The 20,723-nt window shown below is 62.6% G+C and carries 12 protein-coding genes; 6 read left to right on the top strand and 6 right to left on the bottom strand.

Annotated elements, in window-relative coordinates; translation table 11 throughout:
• Window positions 1-26 precede the first annotated feature (26 nt).
• Complete coding sequence (locus ACIGEK_RS20180; protein WP_397495031.1) at window positions 27-731, top strand: Crp/Fnr family transcriptional regulator; 705 nt, start codon at window positions 27-29, stop codon at window positions 729-731.
• Here the strand turns inward: ACIGEK_RS20180 and ACIGEK_RS20175 are convergent.
• Window positions 728-2,854, bottom strand: coding sequence for a putative bifunctional diguanylate cyclase/phosphodiesterase (locus ACIGEK_RS20175; protein WP_397495030.1), 2,127 nt, complete (start codon window positions 2,852-2,854; stop codon window positions 728-730). The genes ACIGEK_RS20180 and ACIGEK_RS20175 overlap by 4 nt on opposite strands.
• A gap of 705 nt (window positions 2,855-3,559) precedes the next feature.
• Here ACIGEK_RS20175 and pgm point away from each other — a divergent pair.
• The 3 genes from pgm to ACIGEK_RS20160 all read left to right on the top strand — a co-directional run bounded on the left by pgm (window position 3,560) and on the right by ACIGEK_RS20160 (window position 6,044).
• A complete protein-coding gene (gene pgm / locus ACIGEK_RS20170; protein ID WP_397495029.1) occupies window positions 3,560-5,212 on the top strand; it encodes a phosphoglucomutase (alpha-D-glucose-1,6-bisphosphate-dependent) in 1,653 nt (550 codons plus the stop codon).
• Between the two features lie 128 nt (window positions 5,213-5,340).
• Window positions 5,341-5,499, top strand: a complete 159-nt coding sequence (locus ACIGEK_RS20165; protein ID WP_397495028.1) for a DUF3309 family protein — start codon at window positions 5,341-5,343, stop codon at window positions 5,497-5,499.
• Between the two features lie 182 nt (window positions 5,500-5,681).
• Complete coding sequence (locus ACIGEK_RS20160) at window positions 5,682-6,044, top strand: winged helix-turn-helix domain-containing protein (protein ID WP_397495027.1); 363 nt, start codon at window positions 5,682-5,684, stop codon at window positions 6,042-6,044.
• Here the strand turns inward: ACIGEK_RS20160 and ACIGEK_RS20155 are convergent.
• The 3 genes from ACIGEK_RS20155 to dksA all read right to left on the bottom strand — a co-directional run bounded on the left by ACIGEK_RS20155 (window position 6,039) and on the right by dksA (window position 16,388).
• Window positions 6,039-14,552 (bottom strand): GH36-type glycosyl hydrolase domain-containing protein, encoded by an 8,514-nt coding sequence (locus ACIGEK_RS20155; protein WP_397495026.1) that lies wholly within the window; start codon window positions 14,550-14,552, stop codon window positions 6,039-6,041. The two genes, ACIGEK_RS20160 and ACIGEK_RS20155, sit on opposite strands and share 6 nt — an antisense overlap.
• Window positions 14,553-14,996: 444 nt before the next feature.
• On the bottom strand, window positions 14,997-15,884 hold the full coding sequence (gluQRS, locus tag ACIGEK_RS20150) for a tRNA glutamyl-Q(34) synthetase GluQRS (protein ID WP_397495025.1): 888 nt from the start codon (window positions 15,882-15,884) through the stop codon (window positions 14,997-14,999).
• Window positions 15,885-15,944: 60 nt separating this feature from the next.
• Window positions 15,945-16,388: an RNA polymerase-binding protein DksA gene (gene dksA / locus ACIGEK_RS20145; protein WP_274088801.1), complete on the bottom strand. Its 444-nt coding sequence runs from the start codon at window positions 16,386-16,388 to the stop codon at window positions 15,945-15,947.
• A 195-nt stretch (window positions 16,389-16,583) separates the two neighbouring features.
• Here dksA and ACIGEK_RS20140 point away from each other — a divergent pair, with 195 nt between their 5' ends.
• On the top strand, window positions 16,584-17,765 hold the full coding sequence (locus ACIGEK_RS20140; protein ID WP_397495023.1) for a pyridoxal phosphate-dependent aminotransferase: 1,182 nt from the start codon (window positions 16,584-16,586) through the stop codon (window positions 17,763-17,765).
• Window positions 17,755-18,462: a DNA/RNA nuclease SfsA gene (gene sfsA / locus ACIGEK_RS20135; protein WP_397495022.1), complete on the top strand. Its 708-nt coding sequence runs from the start codon at window positions 17,755-17,757 to the stop codon at window positions 18,460-18,462. Before ACIGEK_RS20140 ends, sfsA begins: the two co-directional genes overlap by 11 nt.
• Window positions 18,463-18,545: 83 nt before the next feature.
• Here the strand turns inward: sfsA and ACIGEK_RS20130 are convergent, their stop codons facing one another.
• Window positions 18,546-19,724: a glycosyltransferase family 4 protein gene (locus ACIGEK_RS20130; RefSeq protein WP_397495021.1), complete on the bottom strand. Its 1,179-nt coding sequence runs from the start codon at window positions 19,722-19,724 to the stop codon at window positions 18,546-18,548.
• A 58-nt stretch (window positions 19,725-19,782) separates the two neighbouring features.
• Complete coding sequence (locus tag ACIGEK_RS20125; protein ID WP_397495020.1) at window positions 19,783-20,685, bottom strand: LysR family transcriptional regulator; 903 nt, start codon at window positions 20,683-20,685, stop codon at window positions 19,783-19,785.
• Window positions 20,686-20,723 lie beyond the last annotated feature (38 nt).

The following is a 20,723-nucleotide window of genomic DNA, read 5'->3' as shown; positions in this document are numbered from 1 at the left end:
GCAAGCGTCGTGCTCGGGACAAGTGAATGTCTGTTAAAGCACCGCTGCAAATCCTTAGCAGCTTGATCGAAGGGCTGCCCAGCAAACAACGCAAACAACTCTTAAATGGCTGCGAACCGGTGGACCTGGTTTTCGGCCATGTGCTGCATGAGGCCAACCAGCCGATTCGCCATGTGTACTTCCCCCTCAAGGGTTTTATCTCGCTGGTCACCACTCTGGACGGGCATCAGCCCCTGGAGATGGGCCTGATCGGTAATGAAGGCGTGCTGGGCGCTACCCTCGCCCTGGGCATCGGCCGGGCACCCATGCGCGCGGTGGTGCAGGGCTCCGGCAGCGCCTTGCGCATCAGCAGCCAGTTGTTCAAGCAGCAGTTGCTGAAAAGCCCGGCCTTGTTACTTACGCTCAAGCGCTACCTGTATGTGGTGATGGCGCAGTTGTCACAGAGCGCGGCCTGCACGCACTTTCACGAGATCGAGCCGCGCCTAGCGCGTTGGCTGCTGATGACCCACGACCGCGCCCATGCCGATCACTTCCACCTGACCCATGAATTTCTTGCCGACATGCTCGGGGTGCGCCGCAGCGGTGTATCGATTGCGGCTGCGCTATTGCAGGCGCGCGGCTTGATCAGCTACAGCCGGGGTGAGATCCATATCCTCGACCGCAGCGGGCTGGAGCTCGCAGCCTGCGAGTGTTATGCCGTGTTGCAGGCCGATTACCGCGCGCAGTTCTAGCCCAGGGAGCCGGTTGCCTGATACAGCGTATTGATCGGCGAGCTGATGCCGCTGCGCAACAGGTTGGTGAAGGTTTGCGCGCTGACCGGCTGGCTGAACAGAAAGCCCTGACCTTCGCTGCACTGGTGGGCGCGGAGAAACTCCAGTTGCGTGGTTTCTTCGATGCCTTCGGCGATCACCTGCAGCTTGAGGCTATTGCCCATGGCGATCACGGCGCTGACGATAACGCCGTTGCTGTTGTGGATGTCCTGAACAAAGGAGCGATCAATTTTCAGCACATCAATGGGGAACTGGCTGAGGTAGCTGAGGCTTGAGTAGCCGGTGCCGAAATCGTCCACCGCCAGTTGCACGCCGAGGGTCTTGAGCTGTTGCAAGATTGTGGCGCTGGCCTGGGCGTCGCGCATCAACACGCTCTCGGTGATCTCCAGTTGCAGGTTTTGGGGATTAAGGTTGGTGACTCTCAGGGCGCTTTCCACGCTGTCGACAAAGTCCTTGCGACGAAACTCCAGGGCCGAAACGTTGACGGCCACCGAATCCAGGGCATAACCGCAGTTCTCCCAACGCTTGGCCTGGGCGCAGGCTTGCAGCAGCACCCAGCGGCCCAATGGCACGATCAGGCCACAGGCTTCGGCAACCGGAATAAAACGTGTCGGCAAAATCATGCCCCAGGCCGGGTGTTGCCAGCGGATCAGCGCTTCGGCGCTGGTGATTCTGCCGCTTTGCAGGTCGACTTTCGGTTGGTAGTGGAGGATGAACTCGCTGTTCTCCATGGCCGTGCGCAGGTGCGCTTCGATCAACTGGCGTTCGACCGCGTGAATATTCATCTCCTGATGGAAGAACTGGTAGTTGTTGCGGCCTTCCTCCTTGGCCCGGTACATCGCCGTGTCAGCATTCTTGATCAGGCCTTCTGCATCCGTGGCATCGTTGGGGTAGGTGCTGATGCCGATGCTGGAGGTGATATGCAGCTGCTGTTGGCCAATGCTGTGGGGTGAAGCCAGGGCGCTGAGAATTTTTTCGGCTGTGCGCGCGGCATCTTCGGCTGACTGGTTTTCGCTCAGCAGCACAACGAATTCGTCACCGCCCAGGCGGCTGACCGTGTCGGAGCTGCGTACACAATCGCTCAAGCGCAGCGCCACCGCTTGCAGCAGCTGATCGCCGACGCCGTGGCCGAGCGAGTCGTTGATGTGCTTGAAGTTATCCAGGTCGAGAAACAGCAATGCCAGGTGGTTGCCACTGCGCTCGGCCAGGGCAATTGCCTGGTTGATCCGGTCATTGAGCAGGGCGCGGTTGGGCAGGTTGGTGAGGGTGTCATGCTGCGCCTGGTGGGCCATTTTCTCGGTCATGGCATGGGTAGCGGTCATGTCGTGGAAGACTATCACCGCGCCTTTCAGGTGTCCGGCCGAGTCGTGGATCGGTGCAGCCGAGTCTTCGATGGCGGATTCGCTGCCGTCACGACGGACCAGCACCGTGCCTGAGGCCAAGAGCTTGCAGGCATCGTCCTTCAATACCTTGAAGATGGGGTTGGCCACCGACTCACGGGTTTTATCATTGACCAGGCACATGACACTGTCGATTGGCTTACCTTGCGCATCATCGAGTTTCCAGCCTGTCATTTTTTCAGCCGCACTATTGAGGTAGTCGACGTTGCCCTGCAGGTTGGTACCGATTACCGCGTCGCTGATCGAGTTGAGGGTGATGGCCAGGCGCGCTTTTTCGACAAACAGCGACTCTTCGACGGCTTTGCGCAGGATGATATTGCTCAGCGCTTGCGGCACCAGCGAACTGTCGAAATGCCCTTTGGATAGGCTGCCTTGAGCACCGTGGCGGATCGCTTCAGCGGTCTGCAGGTCAGCATCAAGGTCGCTAATGGTCATGATTGGTATACCCGGAGCCAGGGCAAACAATGCAGTAAAGGTTGCCAGGCCTGTGCTGTCTGGTAACTCCAGATCCACCAGGATGGCATCGATTGCTTTTTGCTGCGGGGCTTGCAAGCGCTCTTGGGCGAGTGCCAGTCGGGTGATCCATTCGATGGTGAAAGGCCCGTCCTGGGCTTTTTCCAGCGCGCTTTCCAGAGTCGCGGCATCGTGGTTATTGCTGGTAATAAGCAGAATGTGGTTAGCCATGTGCCGACACTTCCTTGCGAACGGAGCACAGGGCGCTAAACGCTCTGCGGTTACCGAGAGGGTGATGGTATTAGTGAGTAGGGCAGTTCACGCACAAGCGGTTCAGAACCTTAGCCTGGGGGGCAGCGGTGTAACAGACCGAAACGCGTCTGTAGGCCCCGTGATCCATTGGCTAGCGGCTCTGCTGGCGTGCTGTTGGCGGCTTACAAGCGCGGGCTGCAAGGCTGCCTTGTACAGGTTGTTCTGCGCGCCCGGGGACGATGTCGCGCTTTGCGGCGGCGCTGTATTGAATATTTTGGGGGCAAATAGTCCACCGGCCTGTGCGCTGGCGCTTAGCAGCAACAGTACCAAGGCGCCGAGTTGGGCAGTTGTGCGCGCGTATCCGAACCTGTCCATGTGATCTCTCCACGGTTGTGGACGTTTGCTAGGCGTCGTTCTCCTATGCACAACGTCCAGCTACCGCGCTTGAGCTGCGGTATGACGTCGACAACTGCTGCATATGCCATTTCAGTACGCGTCAGCCACCTACCTGCAGGAGGTCTTATGGCAACAGGCATGGCGCGCAGCGTCAGATTCAGTTATTCGCGTGGCGTTGTCGGTGCGTTATCGCACTTAGTTAGCCTGCGTCCAATGCATGTCCGGAAAGCTCGATTGGGCTGTTAGACTGGCGCACGTTTCACCGTCCATAACCACCTGGAGTCTGTTGTGAGCCCGCGTATTCACCCTCTGGCCGGTCAGCCGGCACCTGCTTCCCTGTTGACTGATATCCCTGCGCTGTTGGCGGCCTATTTTGAGCTGCAGCCGGACCTTGGCGTTGCGAGCCAGCGGGTCGCGTTCGGTACTTCCGGGCATCGTGGCAGCTCGCTGGCGCACAGTTTCAATGAGGCACATGTGCTGGCGATCAGTCAGGCGATTTGTGATTACCGCAGCGCCCAGGGCATCAGCGGCCCGTTGTTTATCGGTGCCGATACCCATGCGCTGTCGCAGCCGGCGTTGGACAGCGCGATTGAAGTGCTGGCGGCCAATGGCGTGCAGACGATGATTTCTGCGGGGGGCGAATTCACCCCAACCCCGGCGATTTCCCAGGCGATTCTGGTGCACAACCAGGGCCGTAGCAGCGGTCTGGCCGATGGCATTGTCATCACCCCCTCGCACAACCCGCCAGACAGCGGTGGCTTCAAATACAACCCCACCAATGGCGGCCCAGCCGACAGCGACATCACCACCTGGGTGCAGAACCGCGCCAATGCCTTGCTTGAGGGCGGCTTGCGAGAGGTTAAGCGTATGCACCTGGCGCAGGCGCGCCAGGCCGCCAATGTGCAGGAATACGATTACCTCGGTAGTTATGTGAACGACTTGGGCAATGTCATCGACTTCGCGCCGATTCGCGCCGCCGGTTTGCGTTTGGGTGTCGATCCGCTGGGCGGTGCTGGCGTGCATTACTGGGGGCGGATTGCCGAGCAGTACGGCATAAATCTGGAGGTGGTGAGCCAGACCATCGACCCGCAGTTCGCCTTTATGAGCCTGGACTGGGACGGGCAGATCCGCATGGACCCGTCCTCCAGCTATGCCATGCAGCGCCTGATCAGCCTGAAAAACGGTTATGACATCGCCTTTGCCTGCGATACCGATTACGACCGTCACGGCATTGTTGCGCCGAGCGTCGGCCTGCTGCCGGCTAACCACTTTCTCAGTGTGGCGATTGATTACCTGTTCCAGCACCGCCCGCAGTGGAGTGCCACGGCGGCCGTTGGTAAAACCCTGGTCAGCAGCGCAATGATCGACCGCGTCAGCCAGCGCCTGGGCCGGCCGATGCAGGAAGTGCCAGTGGGCTTTAAATGGTTTGCCAGCGGCCTGTTCGATGGCTCCCTCGGTTTTGGCGGCGAGGAAAGCGCCGGGGCGACCTTCCTGCGCCGCGATGGCCGAGTCTGGACCACCGATAAGGACGGCATTGCTTTGGCACTGCTTTCCGCAGAAATGACCGCGGTTAGCGGGCGCGACCCTGGCGAGCTGTATCAGGGGCTGAACGAGGAGTTCGGCACCATCTACGCCGACCGCGTCGATGCACCCGCCACACCTGCGCAGAAGAAGGCCCTGGGCAAACTCTCGCCCGCGCAGATCAGCAGCCGTGAACTGGCCGGCGATGCGATTACCCAGGTGCTCGATAAGGCGCCGGGTAATGGCGCGGCGATTGGCGGGATCAAGGTGATCAGCGAAGGCGGCTGGTTCGCCGCGCGACCGTCAGGCACTGAAGACATCTACAAGATTTACGCCGAGAGCTTTCGCGATGAAGCGCACTTGCAGCGCATCTTCAGCGAGGCGCAGCAGATTGTGGATGGTGCACTGGCCGCCGAATAGGGCAACGCCCATCGGTTCGATAGCGCACCGACAGGGCTTGCTGTGGCGTGCAGCATGATGAAGCGCTTGGGTGCCATCTCGGTACCTGCTGTTCCGGCGTGCTGCAGTGACTCATCAAGGAGAACGCCATGAGCCTGGGTACCATTCTATTGATCGTGCTGGTGCTGTTATTGATCGGCGCCATACCCGCTTGGCCACACAGCAAAAGCTGGGGTTACGGGCCTACGGGCGGATTGGGCGTAGTGGTGATTGTGCTGGTGGTGCTGCTGTTAATGGGCCGAATTTAAAACTGCCATACCAGCATACGTAGCCTTTGTAGGAGCGGGGGGGACGCCTAGTGCCATGCCCGCGAATCGATTTCGACAGAAAAGCATCGCGGGCAAGCCCGCTCCTACAGGTTGCGTCGACCCTTCCACCTGATTTGATCAGGCGTTAGGCTGCGCAGCGAATCCCTCGTTGTGACCCGCGCATGTACCGTCTTGATCTGAAAATCCGCCTGCATAACGGCTCTGACATTGCCATCGGCCCCGGCAAGGCTGAGCTGTTGGCGGCGATTGCCGAGCAAGGCTCGATCAGTGCTGCCGCGCGCGCCATGGGCATGTCCTATCGGCGTGCCTGGTTGTTGGTGGAAACCATGAATCGCAGTTTCAAGCAGCCGCTGGTCAGCACGCTGGCCGGCGGTAAGCACGGCGGAGGCACTCAGCTCACCGCCACTGGCGAGCTGGTTCTGCAGCGTTACCGGGCCATCTGCACCGCCGCGTTAGGGGCGGTACAGAGTGGCTGTGATGAGCTGGCCGAACTGTTGGCTGAACCCACCCCGCCCGCGTTATAGCTCTGCACGCAGCTGATGCGCGCCCCCATCTAGCGCTACCCGCAGTTGCCCTTGCGCGCAGTCGATTGGCTGCTCGTCGAGCCAGGCCTGGCGAATACCTTGGCTGCGCTGTGCGGGGTTATCGAGCTGAATCTGGAAGTGGCTGTCACCCAGCGTTATTTGCGCGCTAAAGCCTGGCCAGTCGCTCGGAATGCACGGGTTGAGTAGCAGCCAGTCACCTTCGCGGCGAATGCCGAGAATGCCTTCAACGCCGGCACGGTACATCCAACCGGCGGCACCGGTGTACCAGGTCCAGCCACCTCGGCCGATGTGTGGGGCCACCGCATACACATCGGCTGCCAGTACATAGGGCTCAACCTTGTAGCGTTGGCTGGCCTCAGGGTTAAGGCTGTGGTTGATCGGGTTGACCAGATCAAACAGGGCGAAGGCTTGCTGCGCGGAGCCTAGCCGACAATAGGCCAGAATCGCCCACATCGCCGCGTGGCTGTATTGCCCGCCGTTTTCGCGCAGGCCTGGCGGGTAGCCCTTGATGTAACCGGGCTCCAGCGGTGTTTTGTCGAAGGGGGGAGTGAATAGCAGGGCGATGCCGTCGTCCTCGTGGACCAGCTGGCGCTGCAGTGAGGCCATGGCCATATTCGCGCGCACGGGGTCGGCACCCTCGGACAATACCGCCCAGGACTGGGCAATGGAGTCGATCTGACACTCCGTGTTCTGCGCTGAGCCGAGCCAGGTGCCGTCATCGAAGGTCGCGCGGCGGTACCACTGACCGTCCCAGGCATGCACCTGCAGCGCGCTGCGCAGTGCCTCGGCATGCGCCTGCCAGCGCGCCGCGCGGGCGCTGTCATGCACTTCGGCATAGGGCGCAAACAGGGCGATGGTGCGCAGCAGCAGCCAACCCAGCCAGACGCTTTCGCCCTTGCCGTGTTCGCCGACGCGGTTCATGCCGTCGTTCCAGTCACCGCCACCCATCAGCGGCAGCCCCAGTTCGCCGGTCAGCTGCAGACATTGGTCCAGGCCACGGGCGCAGTGCTCAAACAGCGAGGCGGGCGCATCCGCTTGCATGGGTTGGAAGAACGCATCGTGCTCGCCGGCCGCCAGCTGTGGGCCTTCAAGAAAATCCACGGACTCATCGAGAATCGCTGTATCCGCCGTGCTCTGGATGTATTGGGCCGTGGCGTAAGCCAGCCACACCCGGTCATCGGAAATGCGCGTGCGCACGCCCTGGCCGGAATGCGGCAGCCACCAGTGCTGCACATCGCCTTCCACAAACTGACGGCTGGCGGCGCGCAGAATGTGTTTGCGAGTTGTCTCCGAGCTGGCAAAGGTCAGCGCCATGCCGTCCTGCAACTGGTCGCGAAAGCCATAGGCGCCACTGGCCTGGTAGAACGCCGAGCGCGCCCAGATGCGGCACGCCAAAGTCTGATAGAGCAGCCAGCCGTTGAGCATGATGTCCATGGCGCGGCTTGGGGTTTGCACCTGAACGGCGCCGAGCAGCTGCTGCCAGTACGCCTGCACTTCGGCCAGCACGGCGTCTAGGTCGGCCTGGCGGTAGTGCTTGATCAAGGCGCTGGCTTTTTGCTCGCTGGCGCATTGGCCGAGTAGCCAGAGCACTTCCTTGCTTTCTCCGGGCTGTAGCTCGAACTCGCATTGCAGTGCCGTGCAGGGGTCGAGCCCCGCACCCAGATTGCCACTCAGTGCTGTTTGCCGGGCGAGGGCCGCCGGTTGCGCGAGGCTGCCGTTACGCCCGATAAATTCGCAGCGGTCGGCGGTCCAACTGCTTTGCTGGCCACCGAGGTCGCTGAAGGCGCTACGCCCGGCGAAGGCAATGCTCCAGCGGTTGCGTACCAGGATCGCGCCCGTGGCGATGTCCTGGCGGCTGACGATAAACGGCGCGCTGGCCGCCCGCGTGGTGCCCAGCACCCATTCGGCATAAGCGCTGACACTCAAGCGTCGTGGCCGGTCGGAGAGGTTGCGCAAGGTGAGTCGGGAAATCTTGATCGGGTCATGCAGGGGCACGTACTGCAACAGCTCCATGGCAATGCCGCCGGCCTGATGGCTGAAGCGGCTGTAGCCAAAGCCATGGCGCGCTTCATAGTGACCACTGTCGCGCAGCGGCTGGGCGGTGGGGCTGAACAACGCCAGGCTGTCCTCGTCGCGCACGTACAGGGCTTCGCCGGGCGGATCGCTGACCGGGTCGTTGGACCAGGGCGTGAGCTGGTTTTCCCGGCTATTGCCGGCCCAGGTGTATCCGCTGCCTTCGGCCGATGCCTGAAAGCCGAACTGCGCATTGGCGATGACGTTGATCCAAGGCGCCGGGGTGTTACTCCAGGCGTTCAGACGCACCACGTACTCGCGGCCATCGCGGTCGAAACCGCCCAGGCCGTTGGCAAACTCGAGCATGTCGGGGCGCGGTTTGGTGCGTGCTACGGCGATGTGCTGCGCGCTGTAACTGTCGGCGCTGGCTTCGGGTGGCGTGGTGATGGGCTGGATGCGAGCCAGTTGCTCGGAGACAGGCCCGCGATGGGCCATCAGCAGAACCCTTGCCACAGCTTGCAGACTCTCACGGAACTCGCCACTGAGCAGGTCCGCGCGCAACACGAATACTGAGCCTTGCGCCAGTTCGGTGGCAAAGCGCGGGCGTAACTGGCTGCTGCGTACGGCCGTTTCGATGGCGATCTGTAAGTCCTGTTGGTAGGAGGAGGCGTGTTCATTAACGATCACCAGATCCACCGCCAAGCGCTTCATTCGCCAGTATTCGTGGGCGCGTAACAGTTGCCGCACCTGGGCGATGTCTTCGCTGTCGCTAATGCGCAGCAGCACAATCGGCAAGTCGCCGGAAATCCCCTGTGACCACAACCCCGCCTGGCTGCCAAGGCCGCGCAGCAGGCTGGCAGTTGGGGCGCGAAAGCGTGAATCGGCGTACAGGATGGGCGCTGCCAAACGCTGAAAGTCAGCGGCTTCGGCAGCATGCATGTCGAGGTGGCGCAGCTCCACCTGAGCTTGAGTCCAGGCCAGGGTTTTCGCCCGCTCGAAGGCACTGCGGTCATGGTGTTTGTCGATCAGGTCGAGCAGCGCCTCCCGCGAGGGCGCCACCAGCGTCCAGAAGGCCACGCGGGCGATTTTCCCCGGGCCTACCAGGATGCGCTGGCGTAGCGAGAAGATCGGATCGAGTACCGTACCCACGCTGTTGGACAGGTGCTGACCCTGGCGGATGACCGCTGCGGCATGCAGTGCGCAACTGCGCCCGAGAAAGCGCGCGCGGTCGGTTTCGTACTGTGGCTCTGCGCTCACCTCACCTTCCACCACGGCAAAGTGCGCGGCCCAGATTGGTTGCTCGCTGGCGCTACGTGGACGACGCGTGGCAATCAGGGCGGCAAAGGCAGGCAGGTACTCGGTGACCACAAACAGCTTGGAGAACGCCGGGTGGGCGTTGTCGCTGGCGGCGCTGGCCAGCACCAGTTCGGCGTAGGAGGTCAGTTCGATTTCCCGCGTTACCCGGCCGCTGTTGGTCAGCGAGACGCGGCGTACTTCACCGTCATCTTCGCCGGATACCAGAATTTCCAGGACGGTAGTGAGGTTGCCATCCTGGCGGTTGTAGCTGGCGTAGTCCTCGGCGAACACCACTTCGTTGTAGGGCATGCCAGTGCTGGGCTGCGCGCCAATAGACCAGCGGCTGTCGTTTTGCGTGTCCCAGAGGAAGATGAACGAGCCATGGTGGTCGCGGGTGCTGTCTTCCTGCCAGCGGGTGATGGCGATGTCGCGCCAGCGGCTGTAGCCCGCGCCGCTGGCGGTGAGCATCACGCTGTAGCGGCCGTTGCTGAGCAGGTGGGTAACTGGCGGATTGCCGTTTAAATGGTTGAGCCGGCGCTCGCTCGGTTGGGCACAGTCGGTATCTGTTGCGCAGGCGCTGACTTCTTCAGCGCGCGGGTGGGCAACGGCCACATTGCGCGGCATGCGTTCTTGCAACAGCAGCTCGCAGGCCTGAATCATTGGCTCGCGGTGGAAGCGCTCGCGCATCTGGCCGCCATGCAGGGTATTGGCGATGGCGACGATGCTCATGCCCTGATGGTGGGCCATAAAGTTGCGCACGATGGCGAATGGCTGACCTTCCGGCAGACGCGCAGGTGTGAAGTCCAGCGCTTCGTAGTAACCATAGCGCCCCAGTGCGCCCATCTCGGCCAGGCGCTGGTAGTTGGCGAGCGCGGCCAGCGGGTCGACCATGGTAGCCAGTCCGGTGGCATATGGGGCAATCACCCGGTTGGCGGACAAGCCGCGTTTGAGGCCCAGGCCCGGTACGCCGAAATTCGAGTATTGGTAGGTCAGCTCCAGGTCGCGGGCGTTGTAGGCGGACTCGGAGATGCCCCAGGGAATGCCCAGCGCTTGCCCGTAAGCCGCCTGGCGGGCCACCACCAAGCGGTTGGTCTGTTCCAGCAGGCTGCCGGACGGCGCGCGCATGACCAGTGACGGCATCAGGTATTCGAACATCGAGCCGGACCAGGAGATCAACGCTGAGCCGTTGCCCAGTGGGGTGGCGGTACGGCCCAGACGGAACCAGTGGCGGGTGCTGACATCGCCCTTGGCGATGGCGAACAGGCTGGCCAGGCGTGCCTCAGAGGCGAGCAGGTCATAGCAGCTGCTGTCGAGGCTGTTGTCGCTCAGGCAGAAGCCGATCGACAGCAGTTTGCGCTCCGGCTCCAGCAGGAAGGCAAAGTCCATGGCCATGGCCATGCTGCGCGCCTGCTCGGCGACGGTACGTAAATTGTTATGCAAGCCTGTGCATTCCGTGTCGCTCAGGTGTGCGTCATGCTGCAGGTCACCCAGCGCCTGAGTAAGCGCCTGCAACCAGAACAAAAGGTCGGCGGCATGCTCAGCACTGTCGAGCGAGGTCAGGCCACTGGCGAGCTGAGCGGCCTTGTCGCTCAGGCGCAGTAGCGAAGGCAGCAGGCTGTGCAGCGGCTGCACACCCTGCAGCGCGGCGTCGATCTGCTGCAGGAGTTCATCCAGTTGCTGACCCCGCTCGCTGCTAGTGGCTGGCAGAGCCGCCAGGGTGGCGCTGGCCAGCTGCAGGTTGTCGAGCAGACCCTGGCGGGCGTCAGCGCTGATGGGGACCTTGAGCCATTCTTCGCAGGCATTGGCGACCACGAGCAAGTGCCCGGCCAGGTTGCCGCTGTCCACCGATGACACATAGGCCGGTGCCAGCGGGCGCAGGTCCTGGGTGTCGTACCAGTTGAAGAAGTGGCCCCGGTGGCGCTGCAGTTGCTGCATGACTGCCAGGGTCGCCTGTAAGCGGGCGAGGCTGCGCTGGGTGCCGGCCCAGCCGAAGTCGCGTGCCGCGACGGCGCATAGCAGGTACAGGCCCATATTGGTTGGTGAGGTGCGGTGAGCGATAACCGCTTTGGGGTCTTCCTGGAAGTTATCCGGTGGCAGTTGATTGTCTGCCGTGCTGACGAACGTTTCGAAGAAGCGCCAGGTGCGCCGGGCAATATGGCGCAGTTCGCGGGTTTGCGCTGGGTCGATGAGCAGGCGTTTGGCCACGCGCGGCGAGCGACTGACCAGCAGGGCAATGGCGGGTGCGCTGAGCCAGAGCAGGGCGAAGGGCAGCACCAACGGCCAGATGGCGGGTGACCAGAACAGCGCTGCAGCAACCAGCAGCAGGCCGAGCAGTGTGCCGCCGGCCATGCCAGCGTAGAAGCCCGGTAGCTTCAGGCGCGGACGGATTGCCGCTTGCGCAGCAGTGGTCCATTCCAGCAGGTGGCGATGGCTGATCAGCAGGCGGAACAGGGTGCGGCTGATGGCATCCAGCATGCGCCAGCTCTGATCGGCGAGAAAGGCCAGGTTCAGCGCACTCTGCAGCAGGGCCAGCAGCAGGTCGTCGCGCAACTTGCCCAGGTGGCTGCTCCAGAGAATCCCGGCGCGTGCCGGCAACAGGCCAAAACACAGCGGTAGCAGCGCAGGGATCAACAGACTGGCAACCAGTATCAGGCTGGCCGTCAGTGCGGCGGGCAGTGGCAGCAGCCAGCTCAGGCCCAGTGCGGCCAGGGTGGCGGGGGCCAGCAGGGAGCGGCGCAGGTTATCGAGCATCTTCCAGCGGCCGATGCTCGGCAGCGCCTGCTTGCCGCGTATTGGCCCGAGAATCCACGGCAGTAGCTGCCAATCGCCACGCGTCCAGCGATGCTGGCGCTTACTGGCGACGTCGTAGCGCGAGGGAAATTCCTCGACCACTTCGACATCCGAGGCCAGGCCCGCGCGGGCGAATACACCTTCGAACAGGTCATGACTGAGCATGCTGTTGTCCGCGACGCGCCCGGCCAATGCGGCTTCGAAGGCATCGATGTCGTAGATGCCCTTGCCGGTAAAGGAGCCTTCGCCAAACAGGTCCTGGTACACGTCGGATACGGTAGCGGCATAAGGATCCATGCCACCGGGGCTGGAGAATACCTTTTGGTACAGCGAGCCCTCACGCTGCAAGGGCAGCGACGGTGTGACCCGTGGTTGCAGAATCGCGTAGCCGCCGATCACCCGCTGCAGTTGCTGATCGAAGCGTGGCCGGTTCAGTGGGTGGGCCATCTTGCCAATCAGGCGCAGGGCCGCATCACGCGGCAGGCGGGTGTCGGCGTCCAGGGTAATCACATAGCGCACATCGTCTGGGATGCGCTGGCTCAGTCCTGGGACTGGGACAAAGCTGGTGTCTTCGGCTCCGCGCAGCAGGCGGTTGAGTTCATGCAGCTTGCCGCGTTTGCGCTCCCAGCCCATCCAGACGTTCTCGCTGGGGTTGAACTGGCGGCGACGGTGCAGCAGCAGGAAACGGCTGCCGGCTATGCCAGGGCCGTAACGCAGGTTGAGTTCGCTGATGGCAGCGCTGGCGACCAGCAGCAAGGCGTCGTCTTCGGGGCAATGTTCCTGCGTGGCATCCAGGCCGTCGGTGAGCAGGGCGAAACTCAGGTCGCCGCTGTGTCCGGACAAATGGTGCACTTCCAGGCGTTCGATCTGCTCCAGCAGGTCTGCCTCGCTGCCCAGCAGGGTTGGCACCGCAATCAAGGTGCGCAGGTTGCTGGGCACGCCGTCAATCAGCTCCAGCCCCGGCAGGCCCATGGCCCCGAAGTTGGCGCTGACGGCACGGTTGATCAGCGCAGTGGCCACTTCGCTGGCCGGTAGAAAACCCAACACGCCAAGCGCCAGCAACCAGCCAGCCGTTACGCCCTGACTGGCCAGGCAGTACAGCACCACGCCGAGCAGCAGGCTGGCCAGGCCAACAATCGCGCCGACATAGCCAGGCATGCCGAGGTGCAGATGCCCCCGGTTGAGGCGCAAGCGCAGCGTTGGGCGAAAACCGATGCGCTGTTCCAGCGCCAGGCGACCTTCAGCGATCAGGTGGTAGCCGGGGTCGCTGAGGCGTGGGTCGTGGTCATCGGCGTGGCTGACATGCGCCTGTTGCGCCGCCAGCAAGGCCTGCTCGGCAACGTCCAGCTCGGTGCAGGTGCTGCCACGGGCCAGCTGCTCGATGGCGCTGCGGTATTGGTTGCGGGTAGCAAAATCCATCGCAGCAAAGTCGCTGCCGGTCGCCAGGCGTGCATCCACCAGGCTGACGTTCTCGAACAGCAGCGCCCAGTCGATGGCGGAGATCAGGCGCATGCTGGTGATGATATTGCGCACCGTGAGGTTGGAGGCGCCCTGACGTTGCTGCGCGTGCTGCACCACCTCATCAATGCTGCTGCCTTGGGCGTGCAGGCGTTCTTCCAGCCAGCCAAGGGCGGGCGTGGTGAGGGGGTCATGGTCGCGCAGGCGCTTGGCCAGCTGCGCGGCAAAGGACTCACCCAGCGGCGTGCGCGCGCGTTCACTGAGCTCCTTGTCGGCGAGTGTGTGCGTTGCGCCTTTGCTGAGCAGGCGACTGGCCAGGGCATCAGCGTCGTCCCGTGCGCTACGCCCGGCACTAATCTGGTCGGCCAGGCGGCGCAGGTTCTCGATCAGCACGATGCGCAGGGTGATCGCCACCGCCCACAGCTCGCCAATGGTCAGCGGCTGCACCTGCTGATAGGCGACGAGGTAGCGCTGCAGAATTTCTGGGTCAAAGTGGCTGTCGGTGTGGGCGATAAAGGCCCAGGCCAGGCCCAGCACCCGCGGATAGCCGGCAAAGGGCCCTGCGGCCAGTTTCGGCAGCTGGCGGTAATAGCCAGGCGGCAGGTCATCGCGGATTTCGCGGATCTGTTCTTCGACCAGGTGGTAGTTGTCCAGCAGCCATTCCGCCGCCGGTACCACGCCACGGCCGTTGGCCAGCTCGGCTGCGCTGGCGCGGTAGGCGGCCAACAGCACTTTGGCGTTGTCATTCAGACGTCGGTGCAGTGACAGCACCCGCGGCGGCCGAGCACTGACCGCCTGCGCGGCGGCCAGGGTGCAGGCATGTTGTTCGAGGCGTTCGATGCCGAACAGTTCTTCGCGTACTGGGGCGTGATCCAGCCATGGCGAAGGTGCAGCTGCATGGCTGAATAGAGCGGTGAAGACTGAGGTCATGGGGCGCGGTTCCAGCCATCATTGGCATGCGCGACGGGCGCCGAGGAACGAAACCCGTCTGGGAGACCGCGACAGCGGACCTACGAAGTCACGATTGCCGTGCCCCTGTTGCTTCGTCGTGCTGGTTTTGCCTATTGGCCGCTATGGCTGGTGTGGCCGGCCAACACTCAAGACCCGGGTACCGCGATGGTCGGGATAAGCCTGCACCATCGGGAAGAATGCTGTCGCAGCATTGTCGTCACCCTACAGCACGTCGTCTGTTCGCCTCTGTTCGTTAGCGGACATAGCCGCAAATGGTTAAACAGAGAACCAGTCTACGATCTAGCGAGCTAGAGCCATGCAAGGCAAAAACAGGCGAGGAGCGGAGTGTACGAGTTGTACATGAGCATCTGAGCCTGTTTTTAACGCCGCAGGGCCGACGCGCAGCAGATCGTTGGCAGGTTCTTAGCGCAGCTGCGCTTCGGCCAGCGTTAGGCAGCGCGGAATACGTGTGGCGTCCCAGTGCTGGCTGGCCCAGCGCAACAGCTCTGCGGGTTGGCCATAGCTGGCGCCGTCCGGCAATGTTTGGCCGAGTGCGCGCAGGGCGCGGATCAGCAGTGGCGTGGCCTGATCGGCGGGTAGCGGGGGCGAGCGGTAGGATTTACCCAGCTTGTGACCATCGGGCTGGATAATCAGCGGCACGTGCAGGTAGCGCGGTTGCGAGAAGCCCAACAGCTCTTGCAGATACAGTTGGCGCGGGGTGGAGTCGAGCAGGTCAGCCCCGCGCACCACATCGGTCACGCCTTGCCAGGCGTCATCCAGCACCACGGCTAACTGGTAGGCAAACAGACCATCGCGGCGCCGAATCACAAAATCGCCGACCTCGCGGCCCAGGTGCTGGCGGTAATCGCCCTGCACCCGATCAATAAAGTGGTAGGTCAGCTCCGGTACGCGCAGGCGAATCGCCGCATCCGCAAAGCCGTGGCCAGCATTGCGGCAAGTACCGGGGTAAATCCCCTGGCTGCCTTCCAGCTGCTTGCGCGAGCAGGTACAGGCATAGGCCAGGCCCTGGCAGAGTAGGCGTTCGACCAGGGCTGCGTATTCGCTGTGGCGTTCACTCTGGCGTACCAGTTCGCCATCCCACTCGAAACCGTAGCTTTCCAGGGTGCTGAGAATGCCCGCCTGAGCGCCAGCGACTTCGCGTGGTGGGTCGAGGTCTTCCATGCGCAGCAGCCAGCGGCCGTTTAGTGCGCGCGCATCAAGATAGGATGCCAAGGCGGCGACGAGTGAGCCGAAGTGCAGGTAACCGCTGGGGGTGGGGGCGAAGCGGCCGATGTAGGCGGGTGTGTTCATGCGCAGCTGTCACAGAAGGGCAGAAACAACAGAGGGTGCCGAAGCACCCTCTTTGTCAGATCAGGAACCGACCTGTTTTTCTTTGATTTCCGCTAGCGTCTTGCAATCAATGCACAGGGTGGCGGTCGGGCGGGCTTCCAGTCGGCGGATGCCGATTTCTACACCGCAGGAATCGCACCAGCCGTAGTCGTTGTCTTCAATCAATTGCAGGGTTTCGTCGATCTTCTTGATCAGCTTGCGCTCGCGATCACGGGCACGCAGTTCCAGGCTGAATTCTTCTTCCTGGCTGGCGCGATCCGCTGGATCGGGGAAGTTGGCTGCTTCGTCCTGCATGTGGTGCACAGTACGATCAACTTCCTGCATCAATTCCAGCTTCCACTTATTGAGGATGCCGGTGAAGTGGGCGCGCATTGGCTCGCCCATATATTCTTCGCCTTTAGTTTCTTTATAAGGCTCAAAACCACGAGTCAGTTGGCTGCTTTTTGCTTTTGCTTTGGTGGGCATGGATGACCGCCTCTCACTCTTCTGATCCACTGCGCAGGACGGTGTCCCTTGCCGATTCTACGTCAAGTAGAACTGGCCCTGCGGCTGCAAGCGGGCGAACTTACCAGAACAACTCAGCCTGCGCTACTCCCGGTTGTCGAAGCTGTGCCGGGTATGCTTTAGAATCCGCGCCTTATCTTCCCGGCAGGCAGTCCCATGGTCACGTCTTACAGTGCGCGCAGCCGCGCCATAGAACCTTTTCACGTGATGGCGCTATTGGCCCGAGCCAATCAATTGCAGGCCGAAGGCCATGATGTGATCCATCTGGAAATCGGTGAGCCGGATTTCACCACCGCCGCGCCGATTGTCGCTGCCGGCCAGGCGGCACTGGCCGATGGACACACCCGTTACACCGCCGCGCGCGGCCTGCCAGCGCTGCGTGAAGCGATTGCGGGGTTCTATGCCGAGCGTTACCAGCTGAATATCGACCCACAGCGCATTCTGATCACGCCGGGCGGCTCTGGCGCCTTGCTGCTGGCCACCAGCCTGCTGGTCGACCCTGGCAAGCACTGGCTGCTGGCCGATCCCGGCTACCCCTGCAATCGGCACTTTTTGCGCCTGGTCGAAGGCGCAGCGCAGTTGGTGCCAGTAGGGCCGGATGTGCGGTATCAGCTGACCCCCGACCTGGTCGAGCGCTATTGGGATCAACACAGCGTTGGCGCGCTGGTGGCATCGCCGGCCAACCCGACGGGCACCTTGCTTAGTCGTGATGAGCTGGGCGGGCTGTCGCAGGCGCTGAAAGCGCGCGGTGGCCATCTGGTGGTGGATGAGATTTACCACGGTCTGACCTACGGTGTAGATGCGGCCAGCGTGCTGGAAGTGGACGACGATGCCTTTGTACTTAACAGTTTTTCCAAGTATTTCGGCATGACCGGCTGGCGCCTGGGCTGGCTAGTTGCACCGCCGGCCGCCGTGCCGGAGTTGGAGAAGCTGGCGCAGAATCTGTATATCAGCGCGCCAAGCATGGCTCAGCACGCGGCGCTGGCGTGCTTCCAGCCGCAGACTCTGGAAATACTCGAACAGCGCCGCCACGAGTTCCAGCGCCGCCGCGATTTCCTCTTGCCGGCGCTGCGCGAGCTGGGCTTCAAGATCGCCGTGGAGCCAGAGGGCGCCTTCTATTTATATGCCGATATCAGCGCCTTTGGCGGCGACGCCTTTGCTTTCTGCCAGCACTTTTTGGAAACCGAGCACGTGGCCTTTACTCCCGGCCTGGATTTTGGCCGCTATCAGGCCACGCAACATGTGCGTTTTGCCTACACCCAGGATCTACCGCGTCTGCAGCAGGCGGTGGATCGGATCAAACGTGGCCTGATCAGTTGGCAGCCCCATGCGCTTTGATCCGCCGCTAGAAGAGGGGCGTTTGCTGCGCCGCTACAAGCGCTTCCTGGCTGATATTGAGACGGCCAGCGGCGAGCTGCTGACCATCCACTGCGCCAACACCGGTTCGATGCTCAACTGCATGAGCGAAGGCGCGCGCATCTGGTACAGCCGCAGCAACGACCCCAAGCGCAAGCTGCCGGGCACCTGGGAAATTGGCGAGACGCCCCATGGGCGCCTAGCGGTAATCAATACTGGGCGCGCCAATGCGCTGGTGGAAGAAGCCCTGCGCGCCGGGCTGATTAGCGAGCTGAACGGCTTTATCAGCCTCAAGCGTGAGGTGCCGTATGGCCAGGAACGCAGCCGTATCGATTTTCGCCTGGACTATCCGACAGGCGCTGCGTTCGTTGAAGTTAAGAGCGTGACCCTGGGGTTCGCCGACAGTCGCGTTGCCGCCTTTCCCGATGCGCGCACCGAGCGCGGCAGCAAACACCTGCGCGAACTGGCTGCGCTGGCCCGCGAGGGGATTCGTGCGGTGCAGCTGTATTGCGTAAACCTGACGGACATCGATGCGGTGCGCCCGGCCGAGGAAATTGACCCGGCCTACGCTGCTGCTTTGCGTGAGGCGGTGAGCGCCGGAGTTGAAGTATTGGCTTACGGCGCTGCGATCAGTGGCCAGGAAGTTCGCCTAGTAAAGCGTCTGGATGTGCTGTTGTAGGAGGGGCCGGGCGGCGTTCCGCTTTAGCTGCGATAACTGCGGCTGAAAACTCGCCGCTAAAGCGCCTCCCACAAATGTTCACTTCAATGCTGCGTTCTGCCGGCCGGCAACTCTTGTGCAGGCTGCATGGCGCTGCGCAGATGCTGCTCGAACAGCTCGACAATCGCCGGCCAGCCCTGGCGTGAGGCATGTAGGCGGGCATTCAGGCGCACCCGGCGTAGGCCCTCGTGGTCGGTCAATAGCCAGCTGGCGGCGTCGATAAAGCCTTGTTCATCTTCTGCTACGGCGAGTGCGCCGTTGTGCCCGTGGCGGATATGTTGCGCGGCCGCTGCTTGATCAAAGGCCACTACGCCAAGCCCGGAAGCCAGGGCTTCGAGCACCACATTACCGAAGGTTTCCGACAGGCTCGGGAATAGAAACAGATCGCCCGAGGCGTAATGCGCGGCTAGTTCTTCTCCACGCTGCAGGCCGCAGAACACCGCCTCGGGCAGTTGCTGCTGCAGGCTGGCGCGCTGCGGCCCGTCGCCGACTAGGATCAGTTTCAGCCGCCGCTGCGGGTGCGCTTGCTGCAGCGCCTGAAAGCTCTTGCTGAGCAGAGCCAGGTTCTTTTCCGCTGCCAGACGGCCGACGTGCAGGATGGCGATGTCCTGCTCCGCCAAACCCCAGCTCTCGCGCAGCGCCGCGCAGCGTTTGGCCGGGTGGAACAGCTGACTGTCGACGCCGCGTGAAAGCAGTTCCAGGTTGTCGAAACCACGGCGCTGCAGCTCGATCTGCTGGCTGACGCTGGGCGCCAGGGTCATTTGCGAGCGGTTGTGGAACCAGCGCAGGTAGTTGGTCAGAAGGCGGGTTAACAGACCAAAGCCGTAATGCCCGGTGTACTGCTGAAAATTGGTGTGAAAACCGCTGACTACCGGGATCTGCAAGCGCCGCGCGGCGCGCAGGGCGGACAACCCGAGCGGGCCTTCGGTGGCGATATACAGTACATCCGGGCGCTGCCGTTGCCAGTTGCGCAGCAGTTTGTGCATCGACGACTGACCCCACTGCAAACCGGGGTAACCGGGCAGCGGCCAACCACGGGTTAGCAATAAATCCTGATCGGCTGCGCCGCGCGGGTCGACGCTCTGCCGTGGGCGCACCAGTTGCACGCGATGGCCACTGCCGCGCAGGCCATCGACCAGCCGCCCGAGGGTATTGGCTACGCCGTTGATTTCCGGCGGGAAGGTTTCGCTGATCAGCGCGATATGCAGGGAAGCTGTGCTCATGGCAGTAGTGTCCGCTGCCGTTATGTAGTGACTGTGACGCTTTGATTGCGTTTGTATTTCAGTCGAGCAGCTCGATAAGTTGCTGGCGCAGCCAGGTGTGCGCGGGGTCGAGGTGCTGCTGGTGATGCCAGATCAGGCTGACCTGCACCGGCGGCATATCGAAAGGCAGCTGCGCGATTTCCAGCGCGTGCACCGGGGCGAACGCCTCGGCTAGGCGCGCCGGCACGGTGCCGAGCAGATCGGTCTGAGCGACGATGGCTGGGATCGGCAGGTAGTTGGGCAAATGCAACGCCGCCTGCCGCCGCACCCTGGCTGAGCCGAGGACGATTTCCAGCGGCGAGCCACGCCCGGCACGCGGGGTTACCGTGATATGCCGCGCCTGTTGGTAATCCTCCAGGCTCAGCCCGCCGGCAAAGGCCGGGTGCCCGGCGCGGCCGATCGCTACCAGCGGTTCTTCGCGCAGCGGCGCGTAGTGCAGGTCGGGGGAGTCGAAGTGTAGGTAGTCGATAGCCAGATCCAGCGCGCCACTTTCCAAGCGCTGCACCAGGCTGTCGGCATCATCGGCTTGCACCAGCAACTCGACCTGCGCGGCGATTCGCGCCAGATGCGCCTGCAACATGGGCAGCAGCGCGGCTTGCGCGTAGTCGTTAAGCGACAGGCTGAAGGCGTGCGGCGTCTGCGGGTCAAACGGCTCGGCCGGGCCCAGGCCGGTCTGCAGCAGGCGCAGGGCCTGACGCACCGGTACATACAGGGCCTGGGCGCGGGCGGTAGGTGTCATGCCGCGGGCGGTGCGCAGGAACAGCTCTTCGCCCAGTTGCTGGCGCAGGCGGGCGAGGGCGTTGCTCACCGTCGACTGGCTCAGGTGCAGGCGCTCGGCGGCGCGGGTCAGGTTGCCCTCCTGCATCAGCGCATCGAAGACCAGCAGCAGGTTGAGGTCGAGCTGGCGCAAATTCGTAATCAAGAATAATGCTCTTTTTAAATATCCATTATTCGAATGAT

Source organism: Pseudomonas sp. NPDC079086 (assembly GCF_044542155.1).
Lineage (GTDB): Bacteria > Pseudomonadota > Gammaproteobacteria > Pseudomonadales > Pseudomonadaceae > Aquipseudomonas.
This window is presented reverse-complemented; position numbering and strand designations above follow the sequence as displayed.